This is a genomic window from Massilia cavernae, from assembly GCF_003590855.1.
In the GTDB taxonomy this organism is placed as follows: domain Bacteria; phylum Pseudomonadota; class Gammaproteobacteria; order Burkholderiales; family Burkholderiaceae_D; genus Telluria_A; species Telluria_A cavernae.
On sequence record NZ_QYUP01000088.1, the window covers coordinates 1 to 26027 of the forward strand.

Annotated in this window: 19 protein-coding genes and 1 pseudogene; 6 read left to right on the forward strand and 14 right to left on the reverse strand. The window is 64.2% G+C overall.

Features of this window, described 5'->3' with window-relative positions; all coding sequences use genetic code 11:
- Positions 1 to 87: 87 nt before the first annotated feature.
- Positions 88 to 500: pseudogene (locus D3872_RS08980) on the forward strand (PRC-barrel domain-containing protein).
- A 263-nt stretch (positions 501 to 763) separates the two neighbouring features.
- Here D3872_RS08980 and D3872_RS08990 read toward each other — a convergent pair.
- Entirely contained in the window at positions 764 to 1678 is a 915-nt protein-coding gene (locus tag D3872_RS08990; RefSeq protein WP_182915742.1) for an IS4 family transposase, read from the reverse strand.
- A gap of 266 nt (positions 1679 to 1944) precedes the next feature.
- The gene (locus D3872_RS08995) at positions 1945 to 5133 is read right to left on the reverse strand and encodes an error-prone DNA polymerase (protein WP_119810453.1); all 3189 of its coding nucleotides are present in this window, start codon (positions 5131 to 5133) and stop codon (positions 1945 to 1947) included.
- A gap of 235 nt (positions 5134 to 5368) precedes the next feature.
- Here D3872_RS08995 and D3872_RS09000 point away from each other — a divergent pair, with 235 nt between their 5' ends.
- On the forward strand, positions 5369 to 7759 hold the full coding sequence (locus tag D3872_RS09000) for a TonB-dependent receptor plug domain-containing protein (protein ID WP_119810454.1): 2391 nt from the start codon (positions 5369 to 5371) through the stop codon (positions 7757 to 7759).
- Between the two features lie 173 nt (positions 7760 to 7932).
- Entirely contained in the window at positions 7933 to 9756 is a 1824-nt protein-coding gene (locus D3872_RS09005) for a M61 family metallopeptidase (RefSeq protein ID WP_119810455.1), read from the forward strand.
- Between the two features lie 112 nt (positions 9757 to 9868).
- Here the strand turns inward: D3872_RS09005 and D3872_RS09010 are convergent, their stop codons facing one another.
- The 4 genes from D3872_RS09010 to D3872_RS09025 all read right to left on the reverse strand — a co-directional run bounded on the left by D3872_RS09010 (position 9869) and on the right by D3872_RS09025 (position 14046).
- Positions 9869 to 11194 carry an ATP-binding protein gene (locus tag D3872_RS09010; RefSeq protein ID WP_119810456.1) on the reverse strand — a complete coding sequence of 442 codons (1326 nt, stop codon included), beginning with the start codon at positions 11192 to 11194 and terminating at the stop codon, positions 9869 to 9871.
- Positions 11191 to 11853, reverse strand: coding sequence for a response regulator (locus D3872_RS09015; protein ID WP_119810457.1), 663 nt, complete (start codon positions 11851 to 11853; stop codon positions 11191 to 11193). The genes D3872_RS09010 and D3872_RS09015 overlap by 4 nt, the downstream gene beginning before the upstream one ends.
- A gap of 42 nt (positions 11854 to 11895) precedes the next feature.
- Positions 11896 to 13419, reverse strand: coding sequence for a DegQ family serine endoprotease (locus D3872_RS09020; RefSeq protein WP_119810458.1), 1524 nt, complete (start codon positions 13417 to 13419; stop codon positions 11896 to 11898).
- Between the two features lie 153 nt (positions 13420 to 13572).
- Complete coding sequence (locus D3872_RS09025; protein WP_119810459.1) at positions 13573 to 14046, reverse strand: Hsp20 family protein; 474 nt, start codon at positions 14044 to 14046, stop codon at positions 13573 to 13575.
- A gap of 202 nt (positions 14047 to 14248) precedes the next feature.
- Between D3872_RS09025 and D3872_RS09030 the strand changes: the two genes are divergently transcribed.
- Positions 14249 to 14599, forward strand: coding sequence for a hypothetical protein (locus D3872_RS09030; protein WP_119810480.1), 351 nt, complete (start codon positions 14249 to 14251; stop codon positions 14597 to 14599).
- A 27-nt stretch (positions 14600 to 14626) separates the two neighbouring features.
- On the opposite strand, the gene D3872_RS09035 is transcribed toward D3872_RS09030, so the two are convergent.
- From D3872_RS09035 to hrpA, 6 genes are all read right to left on the reverse strand, one after another.
- On the reverse strand, positions 14627 to 14956 hold the full coding sequence (locus tag D3872_RS09035) for a HigA family addiction module antitoxin (protein WP_119810460.1): 330 nt from the start codon (positions 14954 to 14956) through the stop codon (positions 14627 to 14629).
- Positions 14956 to 15240: a type II toxin-antitoxin system RelE/ParE family toxin gene (locus D3872_RS09040; protein ID WP_307719419.1), complete on the reverse strand. Its 285-nt coding sequence runs from the start codon at positions 15238 to 15240 to the stop codon at positions 14956 to 14958. Before D3872_RS09040 ends, D3872_RS09035 begins: the two co-directional genes overlap by 1 nt.
- A 39-nt stretch (positions 15241 to 15279) precedes the next feature.
- Entirely contained in the window at positions 15280 to 16761 is a 1482-nt protein-coding gene (locus D3872_RS09045) for a Y-family DNA polymerase (RefSeq protein ID WP_119810462.1), read from the reverse strand.
- Positions 16691 to 17398, reverse strand: coding sequence for a translesion DNA synthesis-associated protein ImuA (imuA, locus tag D3872_RS09050; RefSeq protein ID WP_119810463.1), 708 nt, complete (start codon positions 17396 to 17398; stop codon positions 16691 to 16693). The genes D3872_RS09045 and imuA overlap by 71 nt, the downstream gene beginning before the upstream one ends.
- Positions 17399 to 17515: 117 nt before the next feature.
- Positions 17516 to 18697: an extracellular catalytic domain type 1 short-chain-length polyhydroxyalkanoate depolymerase gene (locus tag D3872_RS09055; protein WP_119810464.1), complete on the reverse strand. Its 1182-nt coding sequence runs from the start codon at positions 18695 to 18697 to the stop codon at positions 17516 to 17518.
- A 322-nt stretch (positions 18698 to 19019) separates the two neighbouring features.
- On the reverse strand, positions 19020 to 23159 hold the full coding sequence (gene hrpA / locus D3872_RS09060; RefSeq protein WP_119810481.1) for an ATP-dependent RNA helicase HrpA: 4140 nt from the start codon (positions 23157 to 23159) through the stop codon (positions 19020 to 19022).
- 54 nt (positions 23160 to 23213) lie between these two features.
- Here hrpA and argA point away from each other — a divergent pair, with 54 nt between their 5' ends.
- Entirely contained in the window at positions 23214 to 24524 is a 1311-nt protein-coding gene (gene argA / locus D3872_RS09065) for an amino-acid N-acetyltransferase (protein ID WP_119810465.1), read from the forward strand.
- A 28-nt stretch (positions 24525 to 24552) separates the two neighbouring features.
- A complete protein-coding gene (locus tag D3872_RS09070) occupies positions 24553 to 24825 on the forward strand; it encodes an oxidative damage protection protein (RefSeq protein WP_119810466.1) in 273 nt (90 codons plus the stop codon).
- Between the two features lie 84 nt (positions 24826 to 24909).
- Here the strand turns inward: D3872_RS09070 and D3872_RS09075 are convergent, their stop codons facing one another.
- Together D3872_RS09075 and rpiA are read right to left on the reverse strand one after the other, a co-directional pair.
- Complete coding sequence (locus tag D3872_RS09075; RefSeq protein WP_119810467.1) at positions 24910 to 25248, reverse strand: hypothetical protein; 339 nt, start codon at positions 25246 to 25248, stop codon at positions 24910 to 24912.
- 35 nt (positions 25249 to 25283) lie between these two features.
- Positions 25284 to 25961: a ribose-5-phosphate isomerase RpiA gene (gene rpiA, locus D3872_RS09080; RefSeq protein WP_119810468.1), complete on the reverse strand. Its 678-nt coding sequence runs from the start codon at positions 25959 to 25961 to the stop codon at positions 25284 to 25286.
- Positions 25962 to 26027 lie beyond the last annotated feature (66 nt).

Here is a 26027-nt window from a genome sequence, read left to right on the forward strand (position 1 = left end):
GCTGGACACTGCGCGTGGGTGAGGCAACTAACAGACTTGCCGGCCTTCAAAGTTCATGCTGGACGTTTTCCACCAAGGAGGTCGAAGATGTCTTATGAAGAACGCGATGCCTATGGCATGTATGTAGACAAAGGCCACAAAGGGCCTGGCCCTGAACTGATGGGCGCCGAGACCCTGATCGGCAACCACGTTCACAACCTGAAGAACGAGCACCTTGGCGAGATCAAGGAAATCATGCTCGACATGCGCACCGGCAAGGTTGCGTATGCGGTGATGTCGAGCGGGGGCGTGCTGTCGCTTGGCGAGAAACTGTTTGCGGTGCCATGGGAAGCGCTGAAGCTGGATACGGTGCACAAGCGCTTCACGATGGACCTCGAAAAGAGCCGCATCGCGAACGCGCCCGGCTTCGACACCGACCACTGGCCGACATGGCCGAGCAACAATGGGCGAACCAGATCCACAGCTACTACGGCACCTCGGGCACCTCGTCGCGCATGTAATTGTTCCAAAATCGGGGTCAGACCACCATTCTGGAATATTCCAGAATGGTGGTCTGACCCTGAGCCTTCCCCTCATATTTCGTACGTCTCGAGCATGGACCCGAGCTCGTTCAACGCTTCGGCGATTTGACGTCGCGTTAAGAGTGCCGAGCTGTGATATTGCAGCCAGTGGCGCGCTAGCGACAGGATGGATAGGGTGGCAGCCGCTTTCTTGCGACTGCCATAGTGAACAGCGAACCCGTTGCGGCGTACGGCCAAGCCGATCAGCCACAGCGCGAACGCAAGCAGCGATGCGATGAGCAACAAGATGGTGAGTCGATGTGGCTTGCGTGTTTGGCTGCTGCTGAGCCCCATTCCCATTGGGAGCTTTTGAGGTCGCGGAACGTCTGCTCGATCTGCATGCGGCCCTGGTACAAATTAACAACCGCCTTGGCACTGAGCCTCGACAGGCGTGGCGAAACAGCCAGCAACCACGGCTCCCGTTGCCCTGCGCTCTGCTTCTTACTATGGTGGCTCTGCGATTTTTTCCCGAACACAGTCTTGCATGTGCGCCCTTTGGGTACTCTCTTGATCATCACCAAACGGCATGGCACAGGGTTCGAACGGACGTAATTGAAGCTCCCCAGGTCGCGTGCACGTCCCTTCGTGTCCGCGAAATGCTCTTTGCAACCGCGCCAGTCACTTTTGCCACTGGGGGTCACCATGTCGCGGTTTCGGATGCGTCCTATCCAGGCAAACCCGAGTTGATCGAGCATCTTGAACCACGCGGCGCGAAAGCCGGCATCGGTGATGATCAAGGGCTGACAATGGGCTGGCAGCACCGAGCGTAGCGTCTTCATGAACTCGCGGTGCACCGAAGCCGCACCATACTGCGCGGTGGGGTGTATCTCTTCATAGATGACGATAGCGCGGCCCTTCACAACGACAGCCGCACGCAGCACGTGTTGGCTGATGTCGGCTAACAAATCGGACCAGTCCACGATAATGCTGATCTTCGATTGGCCTTGCAAGACGCGCTGCGCGACTGCGCGAAATATCTCCACGCGTTCGGTCGCCAGATGGGGATTGCTCAACAGCCGATCACAGCGCTTGATGCGATGACGCAATGAGCTCGAGCCTTGCACAGACTTACTCATCTTCAGCAAACCAAGCCCGCCACTCCGCGCCGCCTCAATCATCAAGGCAAGGCAATGCCGGCGTTTGGCGTGTATCGATGGGCATTGATCGGCTAACAAATCTTGTATGATTCGTCCTGCATGCATAGTCTGTTCCTTTCGTTCGCAGTTTGGTCGCTACAAACGAAAGGGTTAACACAGCCATGCATGCGCCGTTTTTGGGATTAGAAGTTAACAGGCATCCAGCCTGTTTACAAGCAATTTTTGAGGGGAAGGCTCAGGGTCTGACCCCGATTTTGGAATGTTCCGAGTTGGAACGTTTGCGCTGTTTAGCAGAAGTTGCGGCTGGAGGTGTCGAGGCGGCCGAGCAGGTGCGACATGTCGACCAGCCGCTTGGCCACCAGGTGGCGCACCTCCCCTTCCCTTTGCCAGATGCCGTACACGCCCAGCAGCGGCGCGCCCAGCACTTCGCGGCGCTGCTTTTCCACCAGGCTGGGCCAGATGATGACGTTGACGTTGCCGGTCTCGTCTTCCAGCGTCAGGAACAGCACGCCTTTCGCCGTCGCCGGCCGCTGCCGCACCGTGACGATGCCGCAGGCGCGCGCCAGCTGGCCGTGCTGGAAATCGGCCAGGTCGGAGGCGGCAATGAAGCGCTGCTGGAACAGCCGCTCGCGCAGCAGCGCCAGCGGATGCCGTCCCAGCGTGAGCCCCTGCGCGCGGTAGTCGCCGATAATTTCGTCGGCTTCGCTGGGTGCGCGCAGCACCGGCGCTTCCTCCGCCAGCGAAGTTGGCCGCAGCAGGTCTTTGTCCGGCACCGCGCCCACCGCCTGCCACAGCGCCTGGCGCCGGTTGCCGGCCAGCGAATGCAGTGCGTTGGCGGCAGCCAGCACCTGCAGGTCGTGCCGGTCCAGCTGGGCGCGCCGCGCCAGGTCGCTGACGCTGGCAAAGGGCCGGATCGCGCGTGCGTCTTCGATCCGCGCCACCGCTTCCTTGTGCATCCCCCGCTGCAGCGACAGCCCGAGCCGCACCGCCGCCTGCGGCCGTTCGCCCTCGCGCGCGGGCGGCCCTGACGGCGGCTCGAGCGCGCTGTCCCAGCCGCTGATGGCGATGTCCGCCGGCCTCACTTCGACGCCGTGCCGGCGCGCGTCCTGCACCAGCTGCGAGGGGCTGTAGAAGCCCATCGGCTGGCTGTTCAGCAGCGCGCACAGGAAGGCGGCCGGTTCGTGGCACTTCAGCCACGAGCTGGCATACGCCAGCAGCGCGAAGCTGGCGGCGTGCGATTCGGGGAAGCCGTATTCGCCGAAGCCCTGGATCTGGCTGAAGATCGCCTCGGCGAACTCGAGCGCGTAGCCCCGATCCTGCATGCCGCCGACAATCCGGTCGTAGTATTTTTCCAGCCCACCCTTGCGCTTCCACGCCGCCATCGCGCGCCGCAGCTGGTCCGCTTCGCCCGGCGTGAAGCCGGCCGCCAGCATCGCCACCTGCATCACCTGCTCCTGGAAGATCGGCACGCCCAGCGTGCGTTCGAGCGCGATCTTCATCTCCGGCTTGGGATAATCGACCGGTTCGATGCCCTGCCGCCTCCGCAGGTAGGGGTGCACCATGCCGCCCTGGATCGGACCGGGCCGCACCACCGCCACTTCGATCACCAGGTCGTAGAAGGTACGCGGCTGCATCCGCGGCAGCATGCTCATTTGCGCGCGCGATTCGATCTGGAATACGCCGATGGTGTCGGCCTTGCAGATCATGTCGTAGGTTTCCGTATCCTCGGCCGGGATGTCCTGCATCGAGAACACCATGCCGCGCTGCTGTCCCACCAGGTCGAGCGTGCGCCTCAGTGCCGACAGCATCCCCAGCGCCAGGATGTCGACCTTCAGCAGGCCCAGCTCCTCGAGATCGTCCTTGTCCCACTGGATCACGCTGCGGTCGGCCATCGCCGCGTTCTCGATCGGGACGAGGCGCGACAGCTTGCCCTGCGCGATGACGAAGCCGCCCGGGTGCTGCGACAAATGGCGCGGAAAACCGAGCAGCCGCTGCGCCAGCGTGGCCCACTGCTGCGCGAGGACGGAGTCGGGATCGAGCCCGCTTTCGGCCAGCCGCTTGACCAGGTCTTCCTTGCTGTCGAACCAGTGGTGGCTCTTGGCGACCTTCTCCACGATCGCCAGGTCGATGCCGAGCGCCTTCCCGCTGTCGCGCAGCGCGCTCTTGGGGCGGTAGGAAATGACCACCGCAGCCAGCGCCGCGCGTGCGCGCCCGTACTTCCCGTAGATGTACTGGATGACTTCCTCGCGCCGCTGGTGCTCGAAGTCGACGTCGATGTCGGGCGGCTCGTTGCGCTCCTTCGAGATGAAGCGTTCGAACAGCAGGTTGCCGCGCGCCGGGTCGACTTCGGTCACGCCGAGGCAGTAGCACACCGCGGAGTTGGCCGCCGATCCCCTGCCCTGGCACAGGATGCCGACCGAGCGCGCGTAGCGCACGATGTCGTACACGGTCAGGAAGTAAGGCTCGTAGTTCAGCTGCCCGATCAGGTCGAGTTCATATTCGACCTGGGCCTGCACCCTCGCTGGTATCCCCTGCGGGAAGCGGTGATGGGCGCCGATGTAGGTTTCGCTACGCAAGTACTGGGCCGCGGTCTGCCCCGGCGGCACCAGTTCGTCGGGATACTCGTAGCGCAGCTCGTCGAGCGAGAAGGTGCACAGGCGCGCGATGCGCAGCGTTTCGGCCAGCACCTCGGGCGCGTAGATGTTGGCCAGCCGCAGGCGCGCGCGCAGGTGCTGCTCGGCGTTCTGCGACAGCGAGTAGCCGCATTCGGACACCGGCTTGCCGATCCTGATCGCGCACAGCGTGTCGTGCATCGGCTTGCGCGAGCGGACGTGCATGCAGACGTGGCCTACCGCGGTCACCGGCAGCCAGTGCTGCAGCGCGACTTCCTCGATGGTGGCGCGGTGGGCGTCGTCGTAGGCGCGGTGCAGCAGGTTCAGTCCCAGCCAGGCGCGGCCCGGGAAGGTGGCCGCCATCCACGCGGCCTGGCGGTGCAGGCGGTCGACGTCGGCCGCGTCATGTCCCGGATACGAGGGCAACAGGATCGCCAGGCAGCCCGGCAGGCCTTTCAAATGGGCCTGCTCGCCCGAAGGCGATGCGAAGTCCGCCGGCGTGAGCAGGTAGCTGCCCTTGTCGCTGCGCGTGCGTCCCTGCGTGATCAGCTCCGACAGGTTGCCATAGCCGTTGCGGTCCTGCGCCAGCACGACCAGCGACAGCGCCGGGCTGCCGTCCGGGTCCTGCAAATGGAAGTGGGCGCCGATGATCAGCGGCAGTCCCTCGCGCTTGGCCACCGCATGGGCGCGCACCACGCCGGCCAGCGAACATTCGTCCGTGATCGCCAGCGCCGAGTACCCCAGCTGCACGGCGCGCGCGACCAGTTCCTCGGCATGCGAGGCGCCATGCAGGAAGGAGAAATTGGTCAGGCAGAACAGCTCGGCATAGTCGGGCAGGCTCTGCGCCATCGGGGCGGGAAACATATATGGTGCAGAAATAGTACTGTATAAAAACACAGTATAGGCCATGCGCCAGCCGGGAACAAATCCGCGTGCGCCAGGTCCCGCCCCCCCCCCCCCCGCCAGGCATGCAAGCGGCATAGGTCGCCGTGAAAACCTGAGGATTACCTCCAATCGTATATACAAATGTTGTCCCATAACCACACTTAATACAGTTATAAGTGCTTAGAATGCTTTTTTTCACCCTGGAGACTGACGCGTGTTTCAAACCACCACCTTACGCCGTTCCGTATTGCTCGCCCTGTATGGCAGTGTCGCCCTCGCCGCTTTCAGCCCTTCCGCTTTCGCCCAGACCGAATCCCAGCAAGCCCAGTCGGCTGACGTGATCCCGACCGTCAGCATCGTCGGATCGCGCCGCGTGACGGCCGCATCGGCCACGGAGACCGCGGTGCCGGTCGACTTCATCCCGATGACCAAGCTTGCCGAGCAAGGCAGCCAGTTCGACCTGGCCCAGACCCTGACCTACATCTCGCCTTCGTTCAACTCGACCCGCCAGACCGGCGCGGACGGCGCCGACCTGGTGGATTCGGCAGCCCTGCGCGGCCTCGGCTCCGACCAGACGCTGGTGCTCATGAACGGCAAGCGCCGCCACAGCACCTCGCTGGTCAACATCTTCGGTGCGCGCAACCGCGGCAACACCGGCACCGACATGAACGCAATCCCGCTGCTGGCGGTGAAGAACATCCAGGTGCTGCGCGACGGCGCGGCCGCGCAATACGGTTCCGACGCGATCGCGGGCGTGATCAACGTCGAACTGAAAAAATCGCTGGGCTGCGAATCGGTATTCGGCGTCGGCCAGTACTCCGAGGGCGACGGCGAGAACCTGCTGGTGTCCGGCTACTGCGGCGTGCCGCTGGCAGGCGGCGTGGTGGGCATCACCGCCGAATACCTGGACCGCGACCGCTCCAACCGCGCCGATCCGGGCAGCCTGCGCACCATCGGCGACTCCAAGGTCGAGAACCAGACCGTGTACCTGAACGGCGAGATCCCGGCCGGTCCGGGCAAGGTGTACTTCACTGCAGGCCTGCAGAAACGCGACGCATCGTCAGCCGCATGGGGCCGCGGCCCTGACGAGATCCCGACCCGCAATGCGCAGGCGATGTACCCGAACGGCTTCGCCCCTTACATCAACGCCGACATCGACGACCAGTACGGCACCATCGGCTACCGCACCAGGTTCGACGAATGGACTGCCGACCTGTCGCAGACCTACGGCTACAACAAGATGCACTACAACATCAGCAACACGCTGAATGCATCGATCGCCAATAAGGACCTGCTGGCCGGCGGGCGCGGCGTCAGCGCGTCGCAGTTCGACGCCGGCGGCTTCTCGGCCGAGCAGATGACCACCAACGCCGACGTGGCGCGCTTCTACCCGGGCTTCATGAATGGCCTGAACCTGGCGTTTGGCGCCGAGTACCGCACCGAGAACTACAAGATCTTCGCGGGCGAACCGGGTTCCTACATCGACGCCGACGGCCCGGGCTTCGGCGGCGACCCGGGCAGCCAGGGCTTCCCTGGTTTCCGGCCGGCCGACGTGACCGACCGCGACCGCCACAGCGTGGCCGCGTACGTCGACGTCGAAACCGACGTGACCGACCGCTTCAAGGTGCTGACCGCGGCGCGCTACGAGAACTTCAGCGACTTTGGCAGCAGTGTCACCGGCAAGCTGGCGGCGTCGTTCAAGGTCAGCGACGGCTTCATGCTGCGCGGTTCGGCCAGCACCGGCTTCCGCGCACCGTCGCTGCAGCAGGCATTCTTCTCGTCGACGTTCACCGAATTCGTCAGCGGCCGCCCGATCGATTCGGTGTTCGCACCGAACGGCGGCGCCGTGGCCAACGCGATCGGCATTCCGAAACTGAAGGAAGAGGAATCGACCAGCTACACCCTGGGCGCGACCTTCACGCCGACCGCAGCGACCTCGGTAACGGCCGACCTGTATCGCATCTCCATCGATGACCGCGTCGTGTTCTCGGGCCGCTTCGACGCCGACAACTTCGCGCCGATCGTGCCGCTGCTGAATACCCTGGGCGTGGGCGCCGCGCAGTTCTTCGTGAACTCGATCGACACCAAGACCCAGGGCCTGGACCTGACGGTGGCGCACCGCGCCGACGTCGGCCCCGGCAAGCTGAATACCTTCCTGGCCATGAACCTCAGCAAGACCGAAGTGACCGCGGTGCATGCGCCGGCGGTGTTCAGCGGTTACGAGGACGTGCTGCTGTCCGAGCGCGAACGCCTGTTCATCGAACAGGGCGGCCCGCGCCGCAAGGCCACGCTGTCGTTCGAGTACCTGCTTGGCAAGGTCGGCACCGAGTTCAAGATCATCCACTTCGGCCCGCAGACGCTGGGCACGTGGTCGGGCAGCGAGTCGGTGCCTAACCAGCACTACAAGGCCAAGACCTCGGCCGACCTGTCGCTGACCTGGAACTTCAGCGACAAGACCAAGCTGACCGTGGGCGGCGCCAACATCTTCAACGTCAAGCCGACGGTGCAGGACGAGAACGAAACCGACAACGGTTTCAAGTACGAGTCGGTGCAGTTCGGCCTGAACGGCGCATCCTACTTCGCGCGCCTGTGGCACAAGTTCTAAGCCCGTACGCGTAAGCAGCGGCGCCCTGCCTCGTGCACGGGCGCCGCTTTTTTTTTGGGACCGCCGCCCTGTAATTACAAATATGTATACCGAATTTTCATGCTGGCCGGTGCGATCCCGGTGATATACACTTGCGCGCTACGTTATCCACGTCACCTCACACCAGCCCGGACATGAAACCAAAATTCCTCGCCTACGCCCTTCCCCTGTTCCTGCTCGCCGCCGCGCCGGCCGCGCGCGCCGATGTGGACTACCAGCTGCGCATTACCGATGCCGCCCAGCACCTGGCTGAAGTGCGCGCCACCTTCCCCGCCTCGAACGCCACCACGCTCGACGTGCAGATGCCCAACTGGCGCACCGGCCGCTACCAGATCCTGAACCTGGCCAACGGCGTGCGCATGTTCAAGGCGGTCAACGCCAAAGGCGAGCCGCTGGCAGTGGCCAAGACCGACAAGGGTACCTGGCAGGTGCAGACCACGCCGGGCGACGCCGTCACCGTCAGCTACGAGGTATACGCCAACGTGCTGGGCGAACGCACCCGCCACATCGATGACACCCACGCCTACCTCGACGCCAGCGGCGTCTTCGTCTACGCCGCGCCGTTCCGCAACGAGCCGGTGAAAGTGAAGATGGACGTGCCGGCCGGCTGGCAGTCGCGCTCGGGCATGGATGCCGGCACCAACTGCAACCACTGCTTCGTCGCGCCGAACTACGACGTGCTGGTCGACTCGCCGATCGAAACCGGCATCCACGAATTCCACAGCTTCATGGTCGACGGCCGCACCATCGAGCTGGCGATCTGGGGCCGCGGCAACTACGACAGCAAGAAGATGGCCGAGGACCTGAAGAAGGTCGTGATCGAAGGCGGCAAGCTGTATGGCGGCAAATGGCCATTCCAGCGCTACCTGTTCATCGTGCACGCCACCGACGGCGCGGGCGGCGCCACCGAACACCTGAACTCCACCGTGATCCAGAAACCGCGCTGGACCTTCGCCAAGCGCAAGGACTACCTGAACTTCATCCGCACCGCGGCGCACGAGTTCTTCCACACCTGGAACGTGAAGGCCTACCGTCCGAAGGAGATGGTTCCTTACGAATACCAGAAGGAGAACTACAACCGGCTGCTGTGGGTAGCCGAAGGCCACACCTCCTACTTCGAGGAGCTGATGGTGCTGCGCGCAGGCCTCGAGAAGCGCGACGAGTTCATGGAAGAATACGCGAAGCTGATCGATGACTACCTGCACCAGCCGGGCCGCTTCCAGCAAACCGCCAGCGAATCGAGCTTCGACGAGTGGATCTCGGTCGGCGGCGAACGCGCGCGCAACGCGTCGGTCAACATCTACACCAAGGGCCAGGTGCTGGGCCTGATGATGGACATCGAGCTGCGCCGCCAGACCAAGGGCGCCAAGGGGCTGGAAGACGTGCACCGTGTCCTGTACGAGAAGCACTCGGTGGCGCAGGGCGGTTACGATCCGAAGGCGTTGAAGGCTGCGCTGCGCCAGGTCAGTGGCCAGGACTGGAGCGGCTGGTGGGCGCAGTACGTGGACGGCACCGCGGAGATTCCGTTCAAGGACCTGCTCAAGACGGTCGGCATGCAGTACCTGATCGACGTACCGAAGGACGAGGAACAGAAGGAAGCGTGGTGGGCCGGCTGGAAGGTGAAGGAAGGCTCCGATCCGGCGGTGGTGACGGAAGTCGAGCGTGACGGTCCGGCGTGGAAGGCCGGTATCGTGTCGGGCGACGTGCTGCTGGCGGTGAATGGCGTGAAGGTGTCGGCCAAGGATTTGTCGGAGAAGCTGTACCTGACCAAGACCGGTCCGTTCAAGCTGCACCTGTTCCGTCGCGACGAACTGCGCGAGATCCAGCTGGCGCCGGTGCTGCAGCCGAACGGCAAGGCGAAGGTGAAGGCGCTGGACAAGCCGACAGCGGAGCAGAAGGTGATGAACGCGGCGTGGCTGGGTACGCCGTGGCCGAAGGAAGAGGCGAAGAAGAACTAACGAAGGGCGTAGGGCGGACAAGCGAAGCGCCTCCGCCGAATGGGTGCATACGTCAACGCGACGTACCCAATTCGGCGGATGCGCTCCGCTTATCCGCCCTACATTTTTATGGCTAAAATCTCGGGAACTCGATGCGAACTTTCAACCCACCCAGGCGCACGGATTGATCAAGCACCAGCTTCGCGCCATGCCTGTCCGCGATGGCCTTCACAATCGCCATCCCGATCCCGCTCCCCCCCGTCTCGCTGCCGGCAATCCGGTAGAAGCGGTCAAACACCCTCCCCCGCTCCTCCGGCGCAATTCCCGGCCCGCTGTCCTCGACGACGACCACCGGCCCGGTATCTCCCGCATTCACCTCCACATCGACCTTGCCCCCCGCCGGCGTGTACTTGATCGCGTTATCCACCAGGTTGCGCATCAGGATCGCCAGCGCCTCCGGCTGGCCCTGGATTGTCACGTCGTCAGCACGTTCCAGCCCCAGGTCGATTCCCTTCACCTGCGCCGCACCGGCCAGGTCGCCCAGCGTCCTTCGCGCCACGTCCGTCAGCGCAACTTCCTCGACCCTTGCAATATCGGCCGCCGTGGTCTCCTGCCTGGCCAGCACCAGCAGTTGCTCCACCAGCCGCGTGGCGCGCTCGATGCCAGCGGTAAGCCGCCCTACCGCCACGCTGCGCGCTTCCTCGCTGCCTGCGCGTTCGAGGCTTAGTGCCTGCAACTTCAGCGCCGCCAGCGGCGTGCGCAGTTCGTGCGCGGCGTCGGCGACAAAATTCTGCTGCGCCTCGAACGCCGTCCTCACGCGCCCGAACAGCGCGTTCAGTTCCTGCACCAGCGGCAGCACTTCATCCGGCAAACCCGATTCGGACACCGGCGACAAATCATCGGCCTGGCGCGACGCGACCTGCTTGCGCACCCGCGCCACCGGTTCCAGTGAGCCGCTGACCACCCACCATACGACCAGCATCAGGATCGGCATCATCACTGCGATCGGGCCGACCGTCCGCAGCGCGAGGTTGCCCGCGATCTTGCGGCGCACCGCCATGTCCTGCGCAACCTGCACCGTCTGGTTGCTGGTCTGGACCGAGAAGATGCGGTAGGTGGTGCCGTTGGCGTCGACGTTGGAGAAGCCCAGCACCGCCCGCTGCGGCAGGCGCGCTCGCGAAAACGTGCGGAACACCTGCACGCCGTCGGGCGTCCAGACCTGCACCATCAGCTCGTTGTTCTCCGCGTCGGCCTCGGTCGCTTCGCGCGCTTCGATGTTCGACAGCGGTGCGCCGGAGCGCAGCGACAGCGCCATCTGCTGCATGTGGTAGTCGAAGATCTGGTCGGCGTCGCGCAGCGAGGTGCGGTAGGCGATCGAGGCCTGCGCCAGCGTGGCGATCGAGATGGCGGCCAGCAGGAACCACAGCAGGCGGCCGCGCAGCGAGTGCGACACCTTCATTGTTTGGGCACCATGTAGCCGACGCCGCGCACGTTCTGGATCAGTTCACTGCCCAGTTTCTTGCGCAGGCCGTGGATGTACACCTCGACCGCATTGCTGCTTACTTCGTCGCGCCAGCTGTACAGCTTTTCTTCGAGCCGTGGCCGCGACAGCACCGCGCCGGGACGCGCGATAAGCGCTTCCAGCACCGCCCATTCGCGCGCGGACAGCGTGACCATGGCGCCGTCGACCTGCACTTCGCGGGTGGCGGGGTTGATCGAGATGTTCTTGTATTCGAAGACCGGTTCGGCGCGGCCGGCGGCGCGGCGCAACAAGGCGCGGATGCGCGCCAGCAGTTCGTCGAGGTCATAGGGTTTGAGGACGTAGTCGTCGGCGCCGGCGTCCAGGCCGGCGATGCGCTGCCCGACCGAGTCGCGCGCGGTGGCTACCAGCACAGGGGTGCGGTCCTTCCGGTTGCGCATGGAGCGCAGTACTTCAAGGCCGTCCTTGCGCGGCAGGCCAAGGTCCAGCAACACCAGGTCGTAGGCTTGCGACTGCATCAGCGCGGTATCCGCCATTTCGCCGTCCTTGACCCAGTCGACGGCGTAGTGCTCGGCCCTGAGCAGGTCGAGCACTACTTCGCCGATCATCGTATCGTCTTCCACCAGCAGCAGCCGCATCACTTCCCCGTTTCTCGATTAATGCGGTGGCCGACGTACGCGTCAACCGATCCGCACAGGAATGAAGATTTTGTCACCACCGCGCTGAATCAGCAAGGCAACCGACTTGGTCGACTTGCCCACCACGTCGCGCACCTGGGCGACCGAGGTCACCGGCCGGCCATTGATCGCCAGTAGTACATCGCCAGGTTCGACCCCGGCATTCGCGGCGGCGCCGTCCGCATCTTCCACCAGCAGGCCGGCGGCGATGCCGGACTGGCGCTTCTCGATCGGCTCGAGCGGACGCAGGGCCAGGCCCAGCTTGCTGCCCGAATCGACCGCGGCGACTTCCTCTTGCTCATCCGGCGCCGCCTTGTCGCTGGCGTTGGCCAGCTTGGCGGGCACCTGGATCGTCTTGCCTTCGCGGAAGACTTCCATGGTGACCTTGTCGCCCGGCTTGTTCAGGTTGAGCATGGCCGGCAGGTCGAGCGAGGCGATGATCGGTTGTCCATTGAGCTTGCGGATCACGTCGCCCGCCTTCAGGCCGGCCTTGTCGGCCGCGCCGCCACGCTCGACGTTCGCCACCAGCGCGCCTTCCGGCGAGGCCAGGTTGAACGAATCGGCGAAAGCCTGGTTCACTTCCTGGATCTGGATGCCCAGCTTGGCGTGCTGCACCTTGCCGGTGGCGACGATCTGGTCCTTGATGCGGTAGGCCACGTCGATCGGGATCGCAAACGACAGGCCCTGATAGCCGCCGGTCTGGCTGTAGATCTGCGAGTTGATGCCGACCACTTCGCCGCGCGTGTTGAACAGCGGGCCGCCCGAGTTTCCGGGGTTGACGGCGACGTCGGTCTGGATGAAGGGCACATGGCTGTCGTCCTGCAGCGAACGTCCCTTGGCGCTGACGACACCCGCCGTCACGCTGCTTTCAAGGCCGAACGGCGAACCGATCGCCAGCACCCATTCGCCCACCTTGAGGTCGCTCGACTTGCCGATAGGTACAACAGGCAGGTTCTTCGCCTCGATGCGCAGGACGGCAACGTCGGTCTTCGGATCGGAGCCCAGCACCTTGGCGCGGAATTCGCGGCGGTCCTGCAGCTTGACCGTGACCTCGGTCGCATCGCGCACCACGTGCGCATTCGTCAGGATGACACCGTCCGGGCTGATTATGAACCCGGAACCGGCGCCAAAAACGGGCATGTCGCGTTGTCCGCGGGGCCCTTGCGGCCCCTGGAAGCGACGGAAGAATTCATACATCGGATCGTTTTCAGCCCCGCGCGGTACGCGTGCACTGGTCTTGGTGCTGCCGGTGACGCGGATGTTCACGACGGCAGGACTGGCGCGCGAAACGAGCTGGGTAAAGTCCGGCAGGGCGACGCCCGCGGCAACCGGCGCAGGGGCTGCTGCCGCAGCGGCAGGCGCAGCAAGGGTTGCGACGGTTGCGGGAGCGCTGCCGGCGCCGGACGCTACCGCGTTGCTGTGATTGACTGCGACCGCACCGACCGCGCCGCCGATGATACCGGCGGTGGCAAGAGCCAACGTGAGTCGCTTAGCGCTGATGGCAGTGGTGGCACCTTCGTTTTGCATTGAGTAACTCCATGACAGGTAGGGTTTTACGATGGATATATATTGCGGGAGCAGACTTAACGTTCCCTTAAATCTGATTGTGCGACGGGGCGCTCCGTACCGCGAGCGCCCCGTCGTCTGTCCAAGGTCTAAAACATGCTGCCACTGCGGGCCTTACGCGGCCTGGCGCTGCTCCAGCGACTGCACATTCTCACCGTTGCCAGTGGTGGCGTCGGCGCCGCCGATGGCGATCTTGCGCGGCTTGAAGGCCTCCGGTACTTCGCGCACCAGCTCGATGGTCAGCATGCCGTTGTCGAACGAGGCGGTGGTGACCTTGACGTGGTTGGCCAGCTGGAAGCGCTGTTCGAAATCGCGTGCCGCGATGCCGCGGTGCAGGAAGGTGCGCTGGGTCTCGTCCTTCTGCTTGCGGCCGGTGACGTGCAGCGTGTCGCGCTCGGCAACGATCTCGACTTCCGAACGGTCGAAGCCGGCAAGCGCCATCACGATGCGGTACTTGTCTTCGCTGACCAGTTCGATGTTGTATGGGGGGTAGCTAGGCTGGGTGTCGGCACGCTGTTCGAGCAGCTGGGCCAGGCGGTCGAAGCCGATAGCGGAACGATAGAGAGGGGCAAGGTCAAAAGTACGCATGATAAGTATCCTTGTAAAGTTAAGCGATAAGTTGACGGACCTCCGTTGAGCATCCGTTGCACCCCATCTAATGGCTGGGCTCGTTCATTTCAAGGGTAAATAAAATACGGTTTTCTTGACCACTTTCCGATCAACATTTGCCGCCCGATGTATCCGCAGCGGTCGGATTCGCGGTATTGCACGATGGTGTATGCTGCCGGTCATGACTACCGATACCGACATCCAGCTGAGCGGCCCGTTCAAGGCCACGGACAGCACAGGCCGTTCCCATGACGTCAAAGGCATCCGCATTTTCGACGAGGGCTACGGAATCATCGACGTGTATGTCGATTTCGCCGCGGCGATCGAACCGGGCCTTTACAAGGACGATGCGCTCGTCGGCCAGGTGATCGACCGGCTGCGCGCGCTCGGCTACAAGGGTCCCGACTTCGGCCACAGCGATCCGGGCTTGCAGGAGCGCAAGCTGATCGTGCTGGAAGCGCCGGAAGAATTCAGCGCTTTCGCGAAGAGCAAAGGGTGGAAGAACCTGGCTGAGGAATTCGACGAGGAGTAAATCCGGCGCGGCCGGTCACGCGCGTCCTTATTCCTGCATGTCCAGGGCTGCGAGGTAGCGTGCCGGTAGCGGCTTCACCGCGATTCCGGTGGACTCCCGCCGTGCTTCCCATAAATCGCGGGATTGCTGCATCTTCAACCACGTCTCTGCAGACGTATTCAAGAGGATTTCGAGCCGTACAGCCATCGATGGCGACATCGCTCGCTTTTCATTGACCAGTTCCGAGACGGTCAAGCGACTGACGCCCAGCAATCGGGCGAATTCGGTTTGCGTGATTCTTAGCGCTGGCAGCACGTCTTCGCGTAGTATCGCGCCGGGATGGGTCGGTGGCCGTTGTGGATCGCGAAGTGATTTCACTAGTGATAGTCCTCCAGGTCTACATTGACGGCGTTTGCTTCGGAAAATTGAAATGTAAGGCGCCAATTTGCAGAAACATTCACGGCATATGTGCCTGCACGGTTACCTTTCAGGGCATGAAAGCGATACCCGGGCAGGTCCATCTCTTGCGGTTTTGAGCATTCGTCCAATATGTCCAGAATTCGTCCAAGTCGCACTGAGAAATTCGCAGGTATTCCACGTCGGTTACTTGTGTAAAAAAACTCCGCCAAGCCTTTGTGTCGAATCGATGTAATCACACCCACCTCGCAGAAGTGTAATCCACGCCATTACAATGTCAAGCCTCACGCGAACAGTCCGTGAAGGTACCAGCGCGGTTCCGCGTCTTCCAGCATGCCCGCGATCCGCTCGCGATAGACCCAGTAGTGCGCGTTGTCCTGCCCTTCCGCGATGAAGTAGTCGCGCGTGTGCGCCTGGCTCCACCACCCTGCTTCGATACGCTCCGGCGTGGACGCCATTTTCAACGGCGAGCCGTAGAACGGACGGTGGTTGCGCATCAGTAGCGCGATGGGTTTGGCCAGCAGCCACACCGGCCGCGGCAGGCTGAGCACGTCGGGCGGCATCTGCGCGTCCAGCGCCGCCTGCCTGATCTTTTTTTGCACCGGCACCCAAGTATTGGCCAGCTCTGGACGGTAGTCCGCCTGCGGCGCCGCCTGCAGCACGTTGTCGGGCCCCAGCCGCGCCACCAGCAGTTCGAGCATGCGCAGCTGGTCTTCCTCGCTGCCGCCTGGCTCGGGAAACAGCGACTCGCTGGGCGGCGCCATCGGCTGCACCTGCAGCGCTTCAAGAGTAAGGCCAATCACGTGCGCTTCCAGCGTTTGCTTTGCCAGCCTTTCCTTCAGCAGGCGCACCAGGTGCTCGTCGCGCCAGGTGGGTTCGGCCAGCGCGATTTCGATGACCGTGGGCGGCCGCGCCACCCGCCCCCGTTCGTGTTCGAGCTGCAGCGTGATGCGTTCGACGGCAAGCTGGCGCGCGCACAGCCAGCCTGTCAGCTGCAGCAGCAGGCGGTGCGCGCCCCACAGCAGCGCCTCGGCGTTTTCGACCCGGTCGAACAGCTCGAGATGGGCGCGGAAAGTGGTGGGCGCTTCGATCCACTCGAACAGCTCGGGCGTCATGCCGTAGGCGGCATCGAGCAGGTCGAGCAAGGGATGGCCGCAACGGCGCTGCAAGCCCGGCCTTGGCAGGCGCCGCATTTCGCCCAGGGCAAAGCAGCCGATGCCTTCGAACCACGGCGCGAACTGGCGCGCGGGCGGCAGCAAGGCGCACGGCAACTGGTCGAGCCGGCGCACCAGCGAAGGCATGCACAGGGCGCGCCCTCCTCCATGCCGCGCGAGCAGCCATGCGCCGCGCGCCGTGGGAGCGCAGCTGATCACGGCTGAAAAACCAAGCGCGCGCATGTTGGCGCGGATGCGCTTGCACAGCGAACGGATGCCGCCGAACAGCCGCAGGCTGGCGCCGATGTCGATCAGCAGCGTCGATTCCTCGGCTTGCGTTACCAGCGGCGTGTACTGGAGCAGCGCCATGGCCACCGCATGCAGTGCGTCTGCCTCGCGTTCGGCGGTGCGGTCGTACAGGCGCGCCTCGGGCATGAGCATGAGCACGCCGCCGCGCCGCATGCCTGGCTGCACGCCGGCGGCGCGCGCCAGCGGCGACGCGGCCAGCACCTTTTCCTGCTCCAGGACGATGCTGCCGCCGTCACTGGACCAGTTCGGGCAGAAGACCTCGAGCGGTAGCTGGCGCAGGTGCAGGCCGATCCACAGTCGCATGGCGTTGAAGTAAAGAAGGTGTAAGTGGCAGGAACAGCGGCGCATCGCGCTGCGGTCCCCGGCGTTTGACGAAACCGATTTCCATGCCCCCCGGCGCCGGGCGCAGGCTCAGGCGCAGCGGGGCGGGCGACGCGTCCTGGCTGGCGGCCAGCGGGCGCAGCATGAAGAACAGGGTTTCGCCACTTTGGGCGGCAAGGTGAAGCCGGCGCAGCGCCTCGCCGCGCGCATGGCTGTGCCAGAACAGCAGCGCGCCGCAACTGCCGCTGCGCAGGATTTGTTCGGCCGCCCATAAAGCGTCCGCGCTGCGGCTGGTGCGCACCCACAGCAGCTGGGACGGCTTGAGGCCCAGCGCGGCCAGCGCCAGCGCCTGCGGCGCGTGCGGCGGCTGCAGCAGCACGATGCGGCGTTTGGCGACGGCCTCCAGCGATGGACGCAGCAGGCGGAATTCGCCAATGCCCGGCTGCAGCAGCAGCAGTTCGTTCAGCGTGCCGGTGGGCCAGCCGCCGCCAGGCAGTTGCGCCGACAGGGTGGGATGCCCCGTATCGACGCAGCGCGTGGACGAATGCGCCAATTGCGAGGCCAGCCACAAGGAGGGGTGCAAAGCCTCCGGGGCGGGCATGGAATGTAGGGAAGGCATGGGTCAAAGGGATAGAATACTGTATGAATATACAGTACTATCCAAAGCCGCTTTTGACAAGGTCTATCTTTTTCGTGCGCTGCATCGCCTATCGGAAGCAGGCACTTACTTACACGATTAGCCGGGGATGGCCGCCGCGTCGCCACGGCGGTGGCGCGCAAAGAAATCGATCAGGATCTGGCTCGAATCGGGCCCGAAGCCGGAATTGAAGGCGATGCCATCGTTACCCCCGCTCCAGGCGTGCTTGAGTTCGGCAATCCTCACGACCCTCAGCAACACATTTCGCTTGAGCCGAATGTCGCGCAACTGGTAGGCATTCGACCGCGTAGTGCGCGCTTTTACCGATATCTCGACAGGCGTCCCATCGGGCACGCGGTTCAGTTGCAGGGACTGCAGTTCCAGCTGGGATTGGTTGATGGGACGGACCACCCCATCGGCCTCGCCATGGATCAGGATGGTCGGCATGCCGGGGAAGTCTGGTTGCCTCGCAAACAATTCCGCGATCGCCATCCCGGCCCGGGCGGCATCGCCATGCCGCATGACCTTGATGGCGCCGACCGCCCCGCGCGCCGCCCCGAACAAGGGCGATGAGTGGATGCCAACGCCGGCGATCAGGCCGGGATGGTTCAACGCGACAATATGCGCCATCGCGCCGCCGGCGGACAAGCCGCAAATATAAATGCGCGAACGATCGATGGGATGCGTAGCCGCTACCGAATTGACGATGCCGACGATGTGCCCGACGTCGCCGCCGCCCAGCTGCGTGGCCCGGTCGTACCATTTCCAGCAGGCGTGGGGATGGCTTGCCACCGATTGCTGCGGATACACAACCGCGAATCCCTTTCGCTCCGCCAGTTCGTTCATGCGCGTTCCCTGTGCGAAGGAAATTGCGTTCTGGTCGCAGCCGTGCAGCATCACCACCAATGGCATTCCCTGCGGCTGTGGCGGAAGCGACGGGACATATACCCAGTACAGCATGCTGCGCAATACGCCGTGCTTGCCGGGTGCGGTGAAATGGGACGACAGCCACCGGCCGGGCGGATCAAGGTGCGGGGTGGGGCGCGTGGCGCGCAGCCGCGAGGGTTTGGCGAGCGAGGACGGAGTCATTCCTGCTGCCGGCCCGACGCGGGGCGCGAGCAGCACGCTGGTCTTCGCCGGCGCCTTGCGTACCCTTGTCTTTTTTGGGGCCGCAGGCTTGGACAGGGCCAGCAGCGTCTTGACCGCGCGGGCGGATGTACGCTGCTGTATTTTCGCGGCGCGCAGCAGGCTGCGCAGCCAGGGACTGGCTTTCCTTACCATCGTAACCGGGACAGCACGGGCAGCCGCGCCAGCAATGCGGAAATCGAACGGCTTGGAATGGGCTTGCCGAGCGGGCCGGCGTTGTTGCAGCGTGAGCTTACGAACATGATGTGAGGTCTCCGGTTTTAATCAGAGTAGCAACCTGGAAACACACCTTCTGTGCGTTAGCTCGCATAAAGGTAGAAACACAACAATATCGCCGCACTCCCGGCCGGTGGCCGGAACTTCTATCAGGGACAGTGTAGTAAAGAGACGGCGGAAAAATCTGGCGGAAATCAAGGAATCGCGCTTGCGCCCGATCCTGCGGGCAAGCCCGCAGGGGTCAGCGTTGCATCGACTCCCATACTTTCTGCAAGCGCTTCCCTGAAACGGGCATCGGTGTACGCAATTCCTGCGCAAACAGCGAGACGCGCAACTCCTCCAGCATCCAGCGGAATTCCACCATCTTCGGATCGGTGTTCTTGCCCGCGAGCCTGTCCCTGGCGGCGCGCAGGAAGTGGCTGGCCGACTGGTTCCACTCGGCCATCAGGCGCGCGTCGCGCGACGGATCGCCGCGCAGCTTTTCGAGCCGCACGTTGATCGCCTTAAGATAGCGCGGGAAGTGGGACAGCTGCGCGTATTCCGTTTCGCCGACGAAGCGCTTGTGCACCAGGCCTTGCAGCTGGCCCTGGATGTCGGCCGCCGCCTGCTGCCCGATGTTCTGCAGCTTCTTCGGCAGGCCGTGGTACTCGGCCAGCACCTGCCCGACCAGCCGCGCGATCTCGTTGACCAGCAGCCCGAGGCGAGACTTGCCCTCCTCCTTGCGCTTGTTGAACGATGCCGCATCGGTCGGCAGCGGATCCTGCAGGCAGGCGATATCGATCGCCTTCTGGATGATCTGGTCGCGCAATTCTTCCTGCGATCCGAGCGCCATGAACTGCATGCCCATCTGCTGCATGCCGGGGATGTTCTTCTCCACGAACTTGAGCTGGTCGCGGAACTGCAGCGCGAACAGCCTGCGCAAGCCGATGCGGTGCGTACGCGCAGCCACTGCCGGATCGTCGAACACTTCGAGGTCGCAATGCGTCCCCTTGTCGACCAGCGCCGGGAAGCCGATCAAGGTCAGCTTGCCCTGCACGATCTCCAGCAATTCAGGCAGTTCGCCGAAGGTCCAGCTGGTCAAGCCGGTGTGCTGGGTGATAGACGGCGAAGCCGCAGCTTCGGCCGCGGCCGGCGCGGCCTTGCCGCCCTTGCCCGCCGGCGCAGCCGCGGACGGCGCTGCGGCCCCCTTGGCGCCCGCGAACACATTGACCTTCCCCGCAGCAGCGGATCCCATGCCATTGATGGCAGCCTGCGATGCGGCCGACAGCCCGACCGCCTGCGCCTTCCCCTCGGCCAGCTTCTGGAAGCTCTGGCGCGCCTGCTTGCCGAATTCGTCCTGCAGCGCGGCCAGGTTGCGCCCCATCTCGAGCTGGCGCCCGTGTTCGTCGACCACCTTGAAGTTCATGAAGTGGTGGGCCGGCAGCGTCTCCATCTTGAAATCGGACGTCAGCACCGCGATGCCGGTCTGCGCACGGATGTCCGCGATGACCGCATCGACCAGGTCTCCGCGCCCGAAGGTACCGGTGTCGTTGATCCGTTCGCAGAACTTCGCGGCGAAATCCGGCAGCGGTACGCAATGGCGGCGCAGCTTCTGCGGCAGCGATTTCAGAAGCAGGTGCACCTTCTCCTTCAGCATGCCCGGCACCAGCCACTCGGCGCGCTCGCGCGGCAGCTGGTTCAGCGCGAACAGCGGCACGTGCAGCGTCACGCCATCGCGCGCGGTGCCGGGCTCGAAGTGATAGGTCAGCTGCATCTCGATGCCGGTAACCGACATCGTCTTCGGGAACAGCTCCGTCGTCACGCCCGCCGCCTCGTGCCGCATCAGTTCTTCGCGGTTCAGGTACAGCAGCTTCGGGTTGTCGCGCGTCGCGTCCTTGTGCCATTTATCGAAGCCGGCGCCGTTGACCACGTCGGTTGGTATCAGCTTGTCGTAGAAGGCCGCGATCAGGTGGTCGTCGACCAGCACGTCGAGCCTGCGCGACTTGTGCTCGAGGTTCTCGATTTCCTTGATCAGCTTCAGGTTGTGCGCGTAGAACGGCGCGCGCGTGTCGTAATCGCCCGCCACCAGGCCATCGCGGATAAAGATCTCGCGCGCCTCGGCCGGGTTCTTCTGGCCGTAGTTGATGCGGCGCTGGCTATACACCGTCAGGCCGTACAGCGTCGCCTTTTCGGACGCGGTCACCTGCGCCGCGCGCTTTTCCCAGCGCGGCTCGCCCCAGGATTTTTTCAGCAGGTGGCTGCCCACGCGCTCCACCCACTCGGGCTGGATTTGCGCCACGCAGCGCGCGTACAGGCGCGTGGTCTCCACCAGTTCCGCCGCCATCACCCACTTGCCCGGCTTCTTCAGCAGCGACGATCCCGGCCAGATGTGGAACTTGATGCCGCGCGCGCCCAGGTAGGCGCCGCCCTGTTCGTCCTCGGACTTGAAGCCGACGTTACCCAGCAAGCCGGTAAGCAGCGCGGTATGCAGGTTCTCGTAAGTGGCCGGCGCATCGTTCAGGCGCCAGCCCTGCTCGCGCACAATGGTCAGCAGCTGCGAATGCACGTCGCGCCATTCGCGCAGGCGCACCTGGGACAGGAAACTGCTGCGGCAGGTTTCCATCAGCAGGCGGTTCGACTTCTTGTGTTCGATGGCCTGCTCGAACCAGTTCCAGATCTTGATAAACGAGAGGAACTCCGACTTCTCGTCGGCGAACTTCTTGTGCGCCTCGTCGGCCGCCTGCTGGAACTCCATCGGGCGGTCGCGCGGATCCTGCACCGACAGCGCCGACGCCACGATCAGCATCTCGGTCAGGCAGGCGTTGTCCAGCGCGGCGAGGATCATGCGCCCCACGCGCGGGTCGAGCGGAAGCTTGGCCAGCTTGTGGCCCAGGGGCGTCAGCTGGTTGGCCTCGTCTACCGCACCCACTTCCTGCAGCAGCTGGTAGCCGTCGGCGATCGCGCGGCCCTGCGGCGGTTCGATAAAGGGGAAGGTTTCGACGTCGGTCAGGTGCAGCGACTTCATGCGCAGGATAACGGCGGCCAGCGACGAACGCAGGATCTCCGGATCGGTGAACTTCGGCCGCTGCAGGAAATCGTCTTCCTCGTACAGGCGGATGCAGACGCCGTCCTGCACGCGGCCGCAACGGCCGGCGCGCTGGTTGGCCGCCGACTGGGCCACCGGTTCCACCTGCAGCTGTTCGACCTTGTTGCGGAAGCTGTAGCGCTTCACGCGCGCCAGGCCGGCATCGACGACGAAGCGGATGCCGGGCACCGTCAGCGAAGTCTCGGCCACGTTCGTCGACAGAACGATACGGCGCGCATTGGTAATTTTGAAGACGCGGTCCTGCTCCTCGACCGACAGGCGGGCGAACAGCGGCAGGATCTCGACGTGGGGCGGATGGTGCTTGCGCAGCGCCTCGGCGCAATCGCGGATCTCGCGCTCGCCCGGCAGGAACACCAGCACGTCGCCTGAACCGATGCGGCACACCTCGTCGACGCCGTCGATCACCGCGTCCATCAGGTCGCGCTTTTCGCGGGCGGCCTGCGCCTTCGGCTGCGGCTTGCCTTCCGGCGCGGCGACGGCGACCGGGTCGCGGTCGACCGGACGGTAGCGCACTTCCACCTTGTACAGGCGGCCCGACACCTCGATCACCGGGGCCGGCTTGCCCGGCTGGCCGAAGTGGCGCGAGAAGCGGTCGGCGTCGATGGTTGCCGAGGTGATGATGACTTTCAGGTCGGGACGGCGCGGCAGCAGCTGCTTCAGGTAGCCAAGCAGGAAATCGATGTTCAGGCTGCGCTCGTGCGCCTCGTCGATGATGATGGTGTCGTAAGCCCTGAGCAGCGGGTCGGTCTGGGTCTCGGCCAGCAGGATACCGTCGGTCATCAGCTTGACCGACGCGCCCTTCGACAGCGTGTCGTTGAAGCGCACCTTGAAGCCCACGTGCTCGCCCAGGGGCGAACCGAGTTCCTGCGCGATGCGCTTGGCCGTGGACGACGCCGCGATACGGCGCGGCTGCGTGTGGCCGATCAGGCCTTTTTGGCCGCGCCCCAGTTCGAGGCATATTTTCGGCAGCTGGGTGGTCTTGCCCGAGCCGGTCTCGCCGGACACGATGATGACCTGGTTCTCGGTCAGGGCCTTGGCGATGTCCGCGCGGCGGCCGGAGACCGGCAGCTCCTCGGGGAAGGTAATCGGCGGCAGCGGGTTGCGCACTTGCTCGCGCGGCGCCTGCGGTGGACGCCTGCCGGCAGCTTGCGGCGCGCGCTGGCCCGGCTCGCCGGCCGCGCGTTTCTGCCCCTGCTGCTGGCCCTGTCCCTTGCGCGGCTGCCCCTCGTTGCGCTGCTGTGGAACCTTGCGCGGCTGCGCAGCGGGTGCATCGGGCTTGTTACTCTGTTCTGACATCGTTTTTTGCATGAATTTGGCGCGCAAGTCGCGCAGCGAATTATAATGCGGCAAATGGAAACTCCTACCCAATTCGTCCAATGGCTGCGCTCAGTCGCACCTTACATCCACGCCTTCCGTGGCAAGACCTTCGTGGTCGCATTCCCGGGCGAACTTGTCGCTGCCGGCGCACTGTCGGTGCTGGCGCAGGATTTATCGCTGCTGGTCGCACTCGGCATCCGCGTCGTCATCGTGTACGGCTCGCGTCCGCAGGTGGCCGAACAGCTCGCCCTGCGTAACGTCGAAGGCCGCTTCCACAACGGCCTGCGCATCACCGACACCGCGGCGCTCGAATGCGCGAAGGAAGCCGCCGGCGAACTTCGCCTCGACATCGAAGCCGCGTTCAGCCAGGGGCTGCCGAACACCCCGATGGCGCACGCCGCCATCCGCATCATCTCAGGTAACTTCGTCACCGCGCGTCCGCTTGGCGTGATCGACGGCGTCGACCTCGAACTGACCGGCATCACCCGCAAGGTCGACGCCGAGCGCATCCACGCGATCCTCGGCACCGACAGCCTGGTGCTGCTCTCCCCGCTCGGCTTCTCGCCGACCGGCGAAGCGTTCAACCTGACCATGGAAGACGTCGCGGTCTCCGCGGCGATCGCCCTGCACGCCGACAAGCTGGTATTCATCACCGAAACGGCGATGATGACCGACGATGGCGGCGCCGAGATCCGCGAACTGTCGTCGCACCAGGCCGAAGCCGTGCTGGAAGCGGGCTTCCTCGCCTCCGACGCCTCGTTCTACCTGCAGCACGCGATCAAGGCCTGCAACAGCGGCGTACCGCGCGCCCACATCGTGCCGTTCGAGATGGACGGCTCGGCGCTGCTCGAGCTGTTCACCCACGATGGTGTCGGCACGATGATCAGCCACGAGAACCTCGAAAGCCTGCGGAAGGCAACAATTGAGGACGTCGGCGGAATTATCAAGCTGATCGAACCGCTAGAAGCGGACGGCACGCTGGTCAAGCGCGGCCGCGAGCTGATCGAACGCGAGATCGACCAGTTCTCCGTCATCGAGCATGATGGCGTGATCTTCGGCTGCGCGGCGCTGTACCCCTTCCCGGAAGAGAAGATGGCCGAGATGGCATGCCTGACCGTCAACCCCGAGGTGCAAGCCCAGGGCGACGGCGAGCGCATCCTGCGCCACATGGAGAACCGCGCGCGCGCAGCGGGCTTCAAGCAGCTGTTCGTACTGACCACGCGCACCTCGCACTGGTTCCAGAAACGCGGCTTCAAGCCGGCCACCGTCGACGCGCTTCCGAAGGATCGCCAGCGCATGTACAACTGGCAGCGCAAATCCCAGGTTCTGGTCAAGTCCCTATAATTCAACTTTTAACGCATCAGGAGCAGAGATGGCCCGCACAGTACATTGCATCAAACTGAACAAGGAAGCCGAAGGGCTCGATTTCCCGCCGTACCCGGGCGAACTTGGCAAGAAGATCTACGAATCGGTGTCGAAGGAAGCGTGGGCGGCATGGCTCAAGCACCAGACCATGCTGGTCAACGAAAACCGCCTGAATTTGGCCGACCAGCGCGCGCGCAAGTATTTGGCGGCGCAGATGGAGAAGCACTTCTTCGGTGAAGGCGCGGATGCTGCGGTGGGTTACGTTCCGCCAGCGGACTAAGCAACATACGATTCATATAAAAACACCCGTAGGGCGGATAAGCGAAGCGCATCCGCCCTACGGGTTTCGATTGCGTTTTCTTAACTACATGGCCTTACATTGCCGCAGCTCGCACCGCGCGGTGAACGTCTGTCCATTCTCGCAGCGCATCTTGTAAACCTCGACCGGTCCTTCCGGCGTCATCAAGCCGGCGCCCTGCCCTCCGGTACACCCCTTCAGCTTCGCCATCCGTTCGACGGTCACCGACGACCTTCCGGTCACGAACTCCACGCGCTCGATCCGCGCGCCGTTTGCATCCACCAGCACCGGCGTCGGCGCGGCCACCCTTGCCGGGGCCGCCCGCACCACAGTCTCCTGCTTTCCATACATGGAACAGCCGCTTGCCAGCAGCACGCACGACACCAGCACAAACAATCGCTTCATGGTTTTCCCGACAAGGTTCCGCGCGCCGCGGAGAATCAGAACTCGAGCTTCTTGACGCCTTCGCTGGTGCCCAGCAGGCAGACATCCGCGCCGCGCTGTGCAAACAGGCCCACCGCCACCACGCCGACGATCTGGTTGATCTGCATTTCGAAACCGGCAGGATCGGTGATCTGCAGGCCGGCCACGTCGACCAGCTCACCGCCGTTGTCGGTGATAAAGGCGTCGTCGGAGCCCGCTTTGGTGCGCAGTTTCGGCTGGCCGCCCAGCGCCGCCATCCTGCGCATGACCGCATTGCGCGCCATCGGCAGCACTTCGATCGGCAGCGGGAACTTGCCCAGCACGTCGACCAGCTTGGAGCCGTCGGCGATGCAGACGAACTTCTTCGACACCGAGGCCACGATCTTCTCGCGCGTCAGCGCAGCGCCGCCGCCCTTGATCATCGCGCCGCCGGAGGTGATTTCATCGGCGCCGTCGATGTACACCGCGATCGAGGTCACCTCGTTCAGGTCGAACACCGGAATGCCGTGGCCGCGCAGGCGCGCCGCCGTCGCTTCCGACGACGCTACCGTGCCCTTGATGCGGTCCTTGATCCTGGCCAGTTCGTCGATGAAGAAATTGGCGGTCGAGCCGGTGCCGACACCGATGATCTCGCCGTCCACCACGTAGTCGATCGCGGCGCGGGCCACGGCTTGCTTCAGTTCGTCTTGAGTCATGATTGTTAGTAAAAAATGAGGAATCCGCCATTTTAGCGGATCGGGCACCATCGCGACCCGTCAATT

What these genes read in the sequence shown, in the direction of transcription:
- D3872_RS08990 (WP_182915742.1), bottom strand. Translation starts at nt 1,678, where the DNA reads ATGATTGAGGCGGCGCGGAGTGGCGGGCTTGGTTTGCTGAAGATGAGT.
- D3872_RS08995 (WP_119810453.1), bottom strand. Translation starts at nt 5,133, where the DNA reads ATGTTTCCCGCCCCGATGGCGCAGAGCCTGCCCGACTATGCCGAGCTG.
- D3872_RS09005 (WP_119810455.1), top strand. Translation starts at nt 7,933, where the DNA reads ATGAAACCAAAATTCCTCGCCTACGCCCTTCCCCTGTTCCTGCTCGCC.
- D3872_RS09010 (WP_119810456.1), bottom strand. Translation starts at nt 11,194, where the DNA reads ATGAAGGTGTCGCACTCGCTGCGCGGCCGCCTGCTGTGGTTCCTGCTG.
- D3872_RS09015 (WP_119810457.1), bottom strand. Translation starts at nt 11,853, where the DNA reads ATGCGGCTGCTGCTGGTGGAAGACGATACGATGATCGGCGAAGTAGTG.
- D3872_RS09020 (WP_119810458.1), bottom strand. Translation starts at nt 13,419, where the DNA reads ATGCAAAACGAAGGTGCCACCACTGCCATCAGCGCTAAGCGACTCACG.
- D3872_RS09025 (WP_119810459.1), bottom strand. Translation starts at nt 14,046, where the DNA reads ATGCGTACTTTTGACCTTGCCCCTCTCTATCGTTCCGCTATCGGCTTC.
- D3872_RS09030 (WP_119810480.1), top strand. Translation starts at nt 14,249, where the DNA reads ATGACTACCGATACCGACATCCAGCTGAGCGGCCCGTTCAAGGCCACG.
- D3872_RS09045 (WP_119810462.1), bottom strand. Translation starts at nt 16,761, where the DNA reads ATGCGACTGTGGATCGGCCTGCACCTGCGCCAGCTACCGCTCGAGGTC.
- imuA (WP_119810463.1), bottom strand. Translation starts at nt 17,398, where the DNA reads ATGCCTTCCCTACATTCCATGCCCGCCCCGGAGGCTTTGCACCCCTCC.
- D3872_RS09055 (WP_119810464.1), bottom strand. Translation starts at nt 18,697, where the DNA reads ATGGTAAGGAAAGCCAGTCCCTGGCTGCGCAGCCTGCTGCGCGCCGCG.
- hrpA (WP_119810481.1), bottom strand. Translation starts at nt 23,159, where the DNA reads ATGTCAGAACAGAGTAACAAGCCCGATGCACCCGCTGCGCAGCCGCGC.
- argA (WP_119810465.1), top strand. Translation starts at nt 23,214, where the DNA reads ATGGAAACTCCTACCCAATTCGTCCAATGGCTGCGCTCAGTCGCACCT.
- D3872_RS09070 (WP_119810466.1), top strand. Translation starts at nt 24,553, where the DNA reads ATGGCCCGCACAGTACATTGCATCAAACTGAACAAGGAAGCCGAAGGG.
- D3872_RS09075 (WP_119810467.1), bottom strand. Translation starts at nt 25,248, where the DNA reads ATGAAGCGATTGTTTGTGCTGGTGTCGTGCGTGCTGCTGGCAAGCGGC.
- rpiA (WP_119810468.1), bottom strand. Translation starts at nt 25,961, where the DNA reads ATGACTCAAGACGAACTGAAGCAAGCCGTGGCCCGCGCCGCGATCGAC.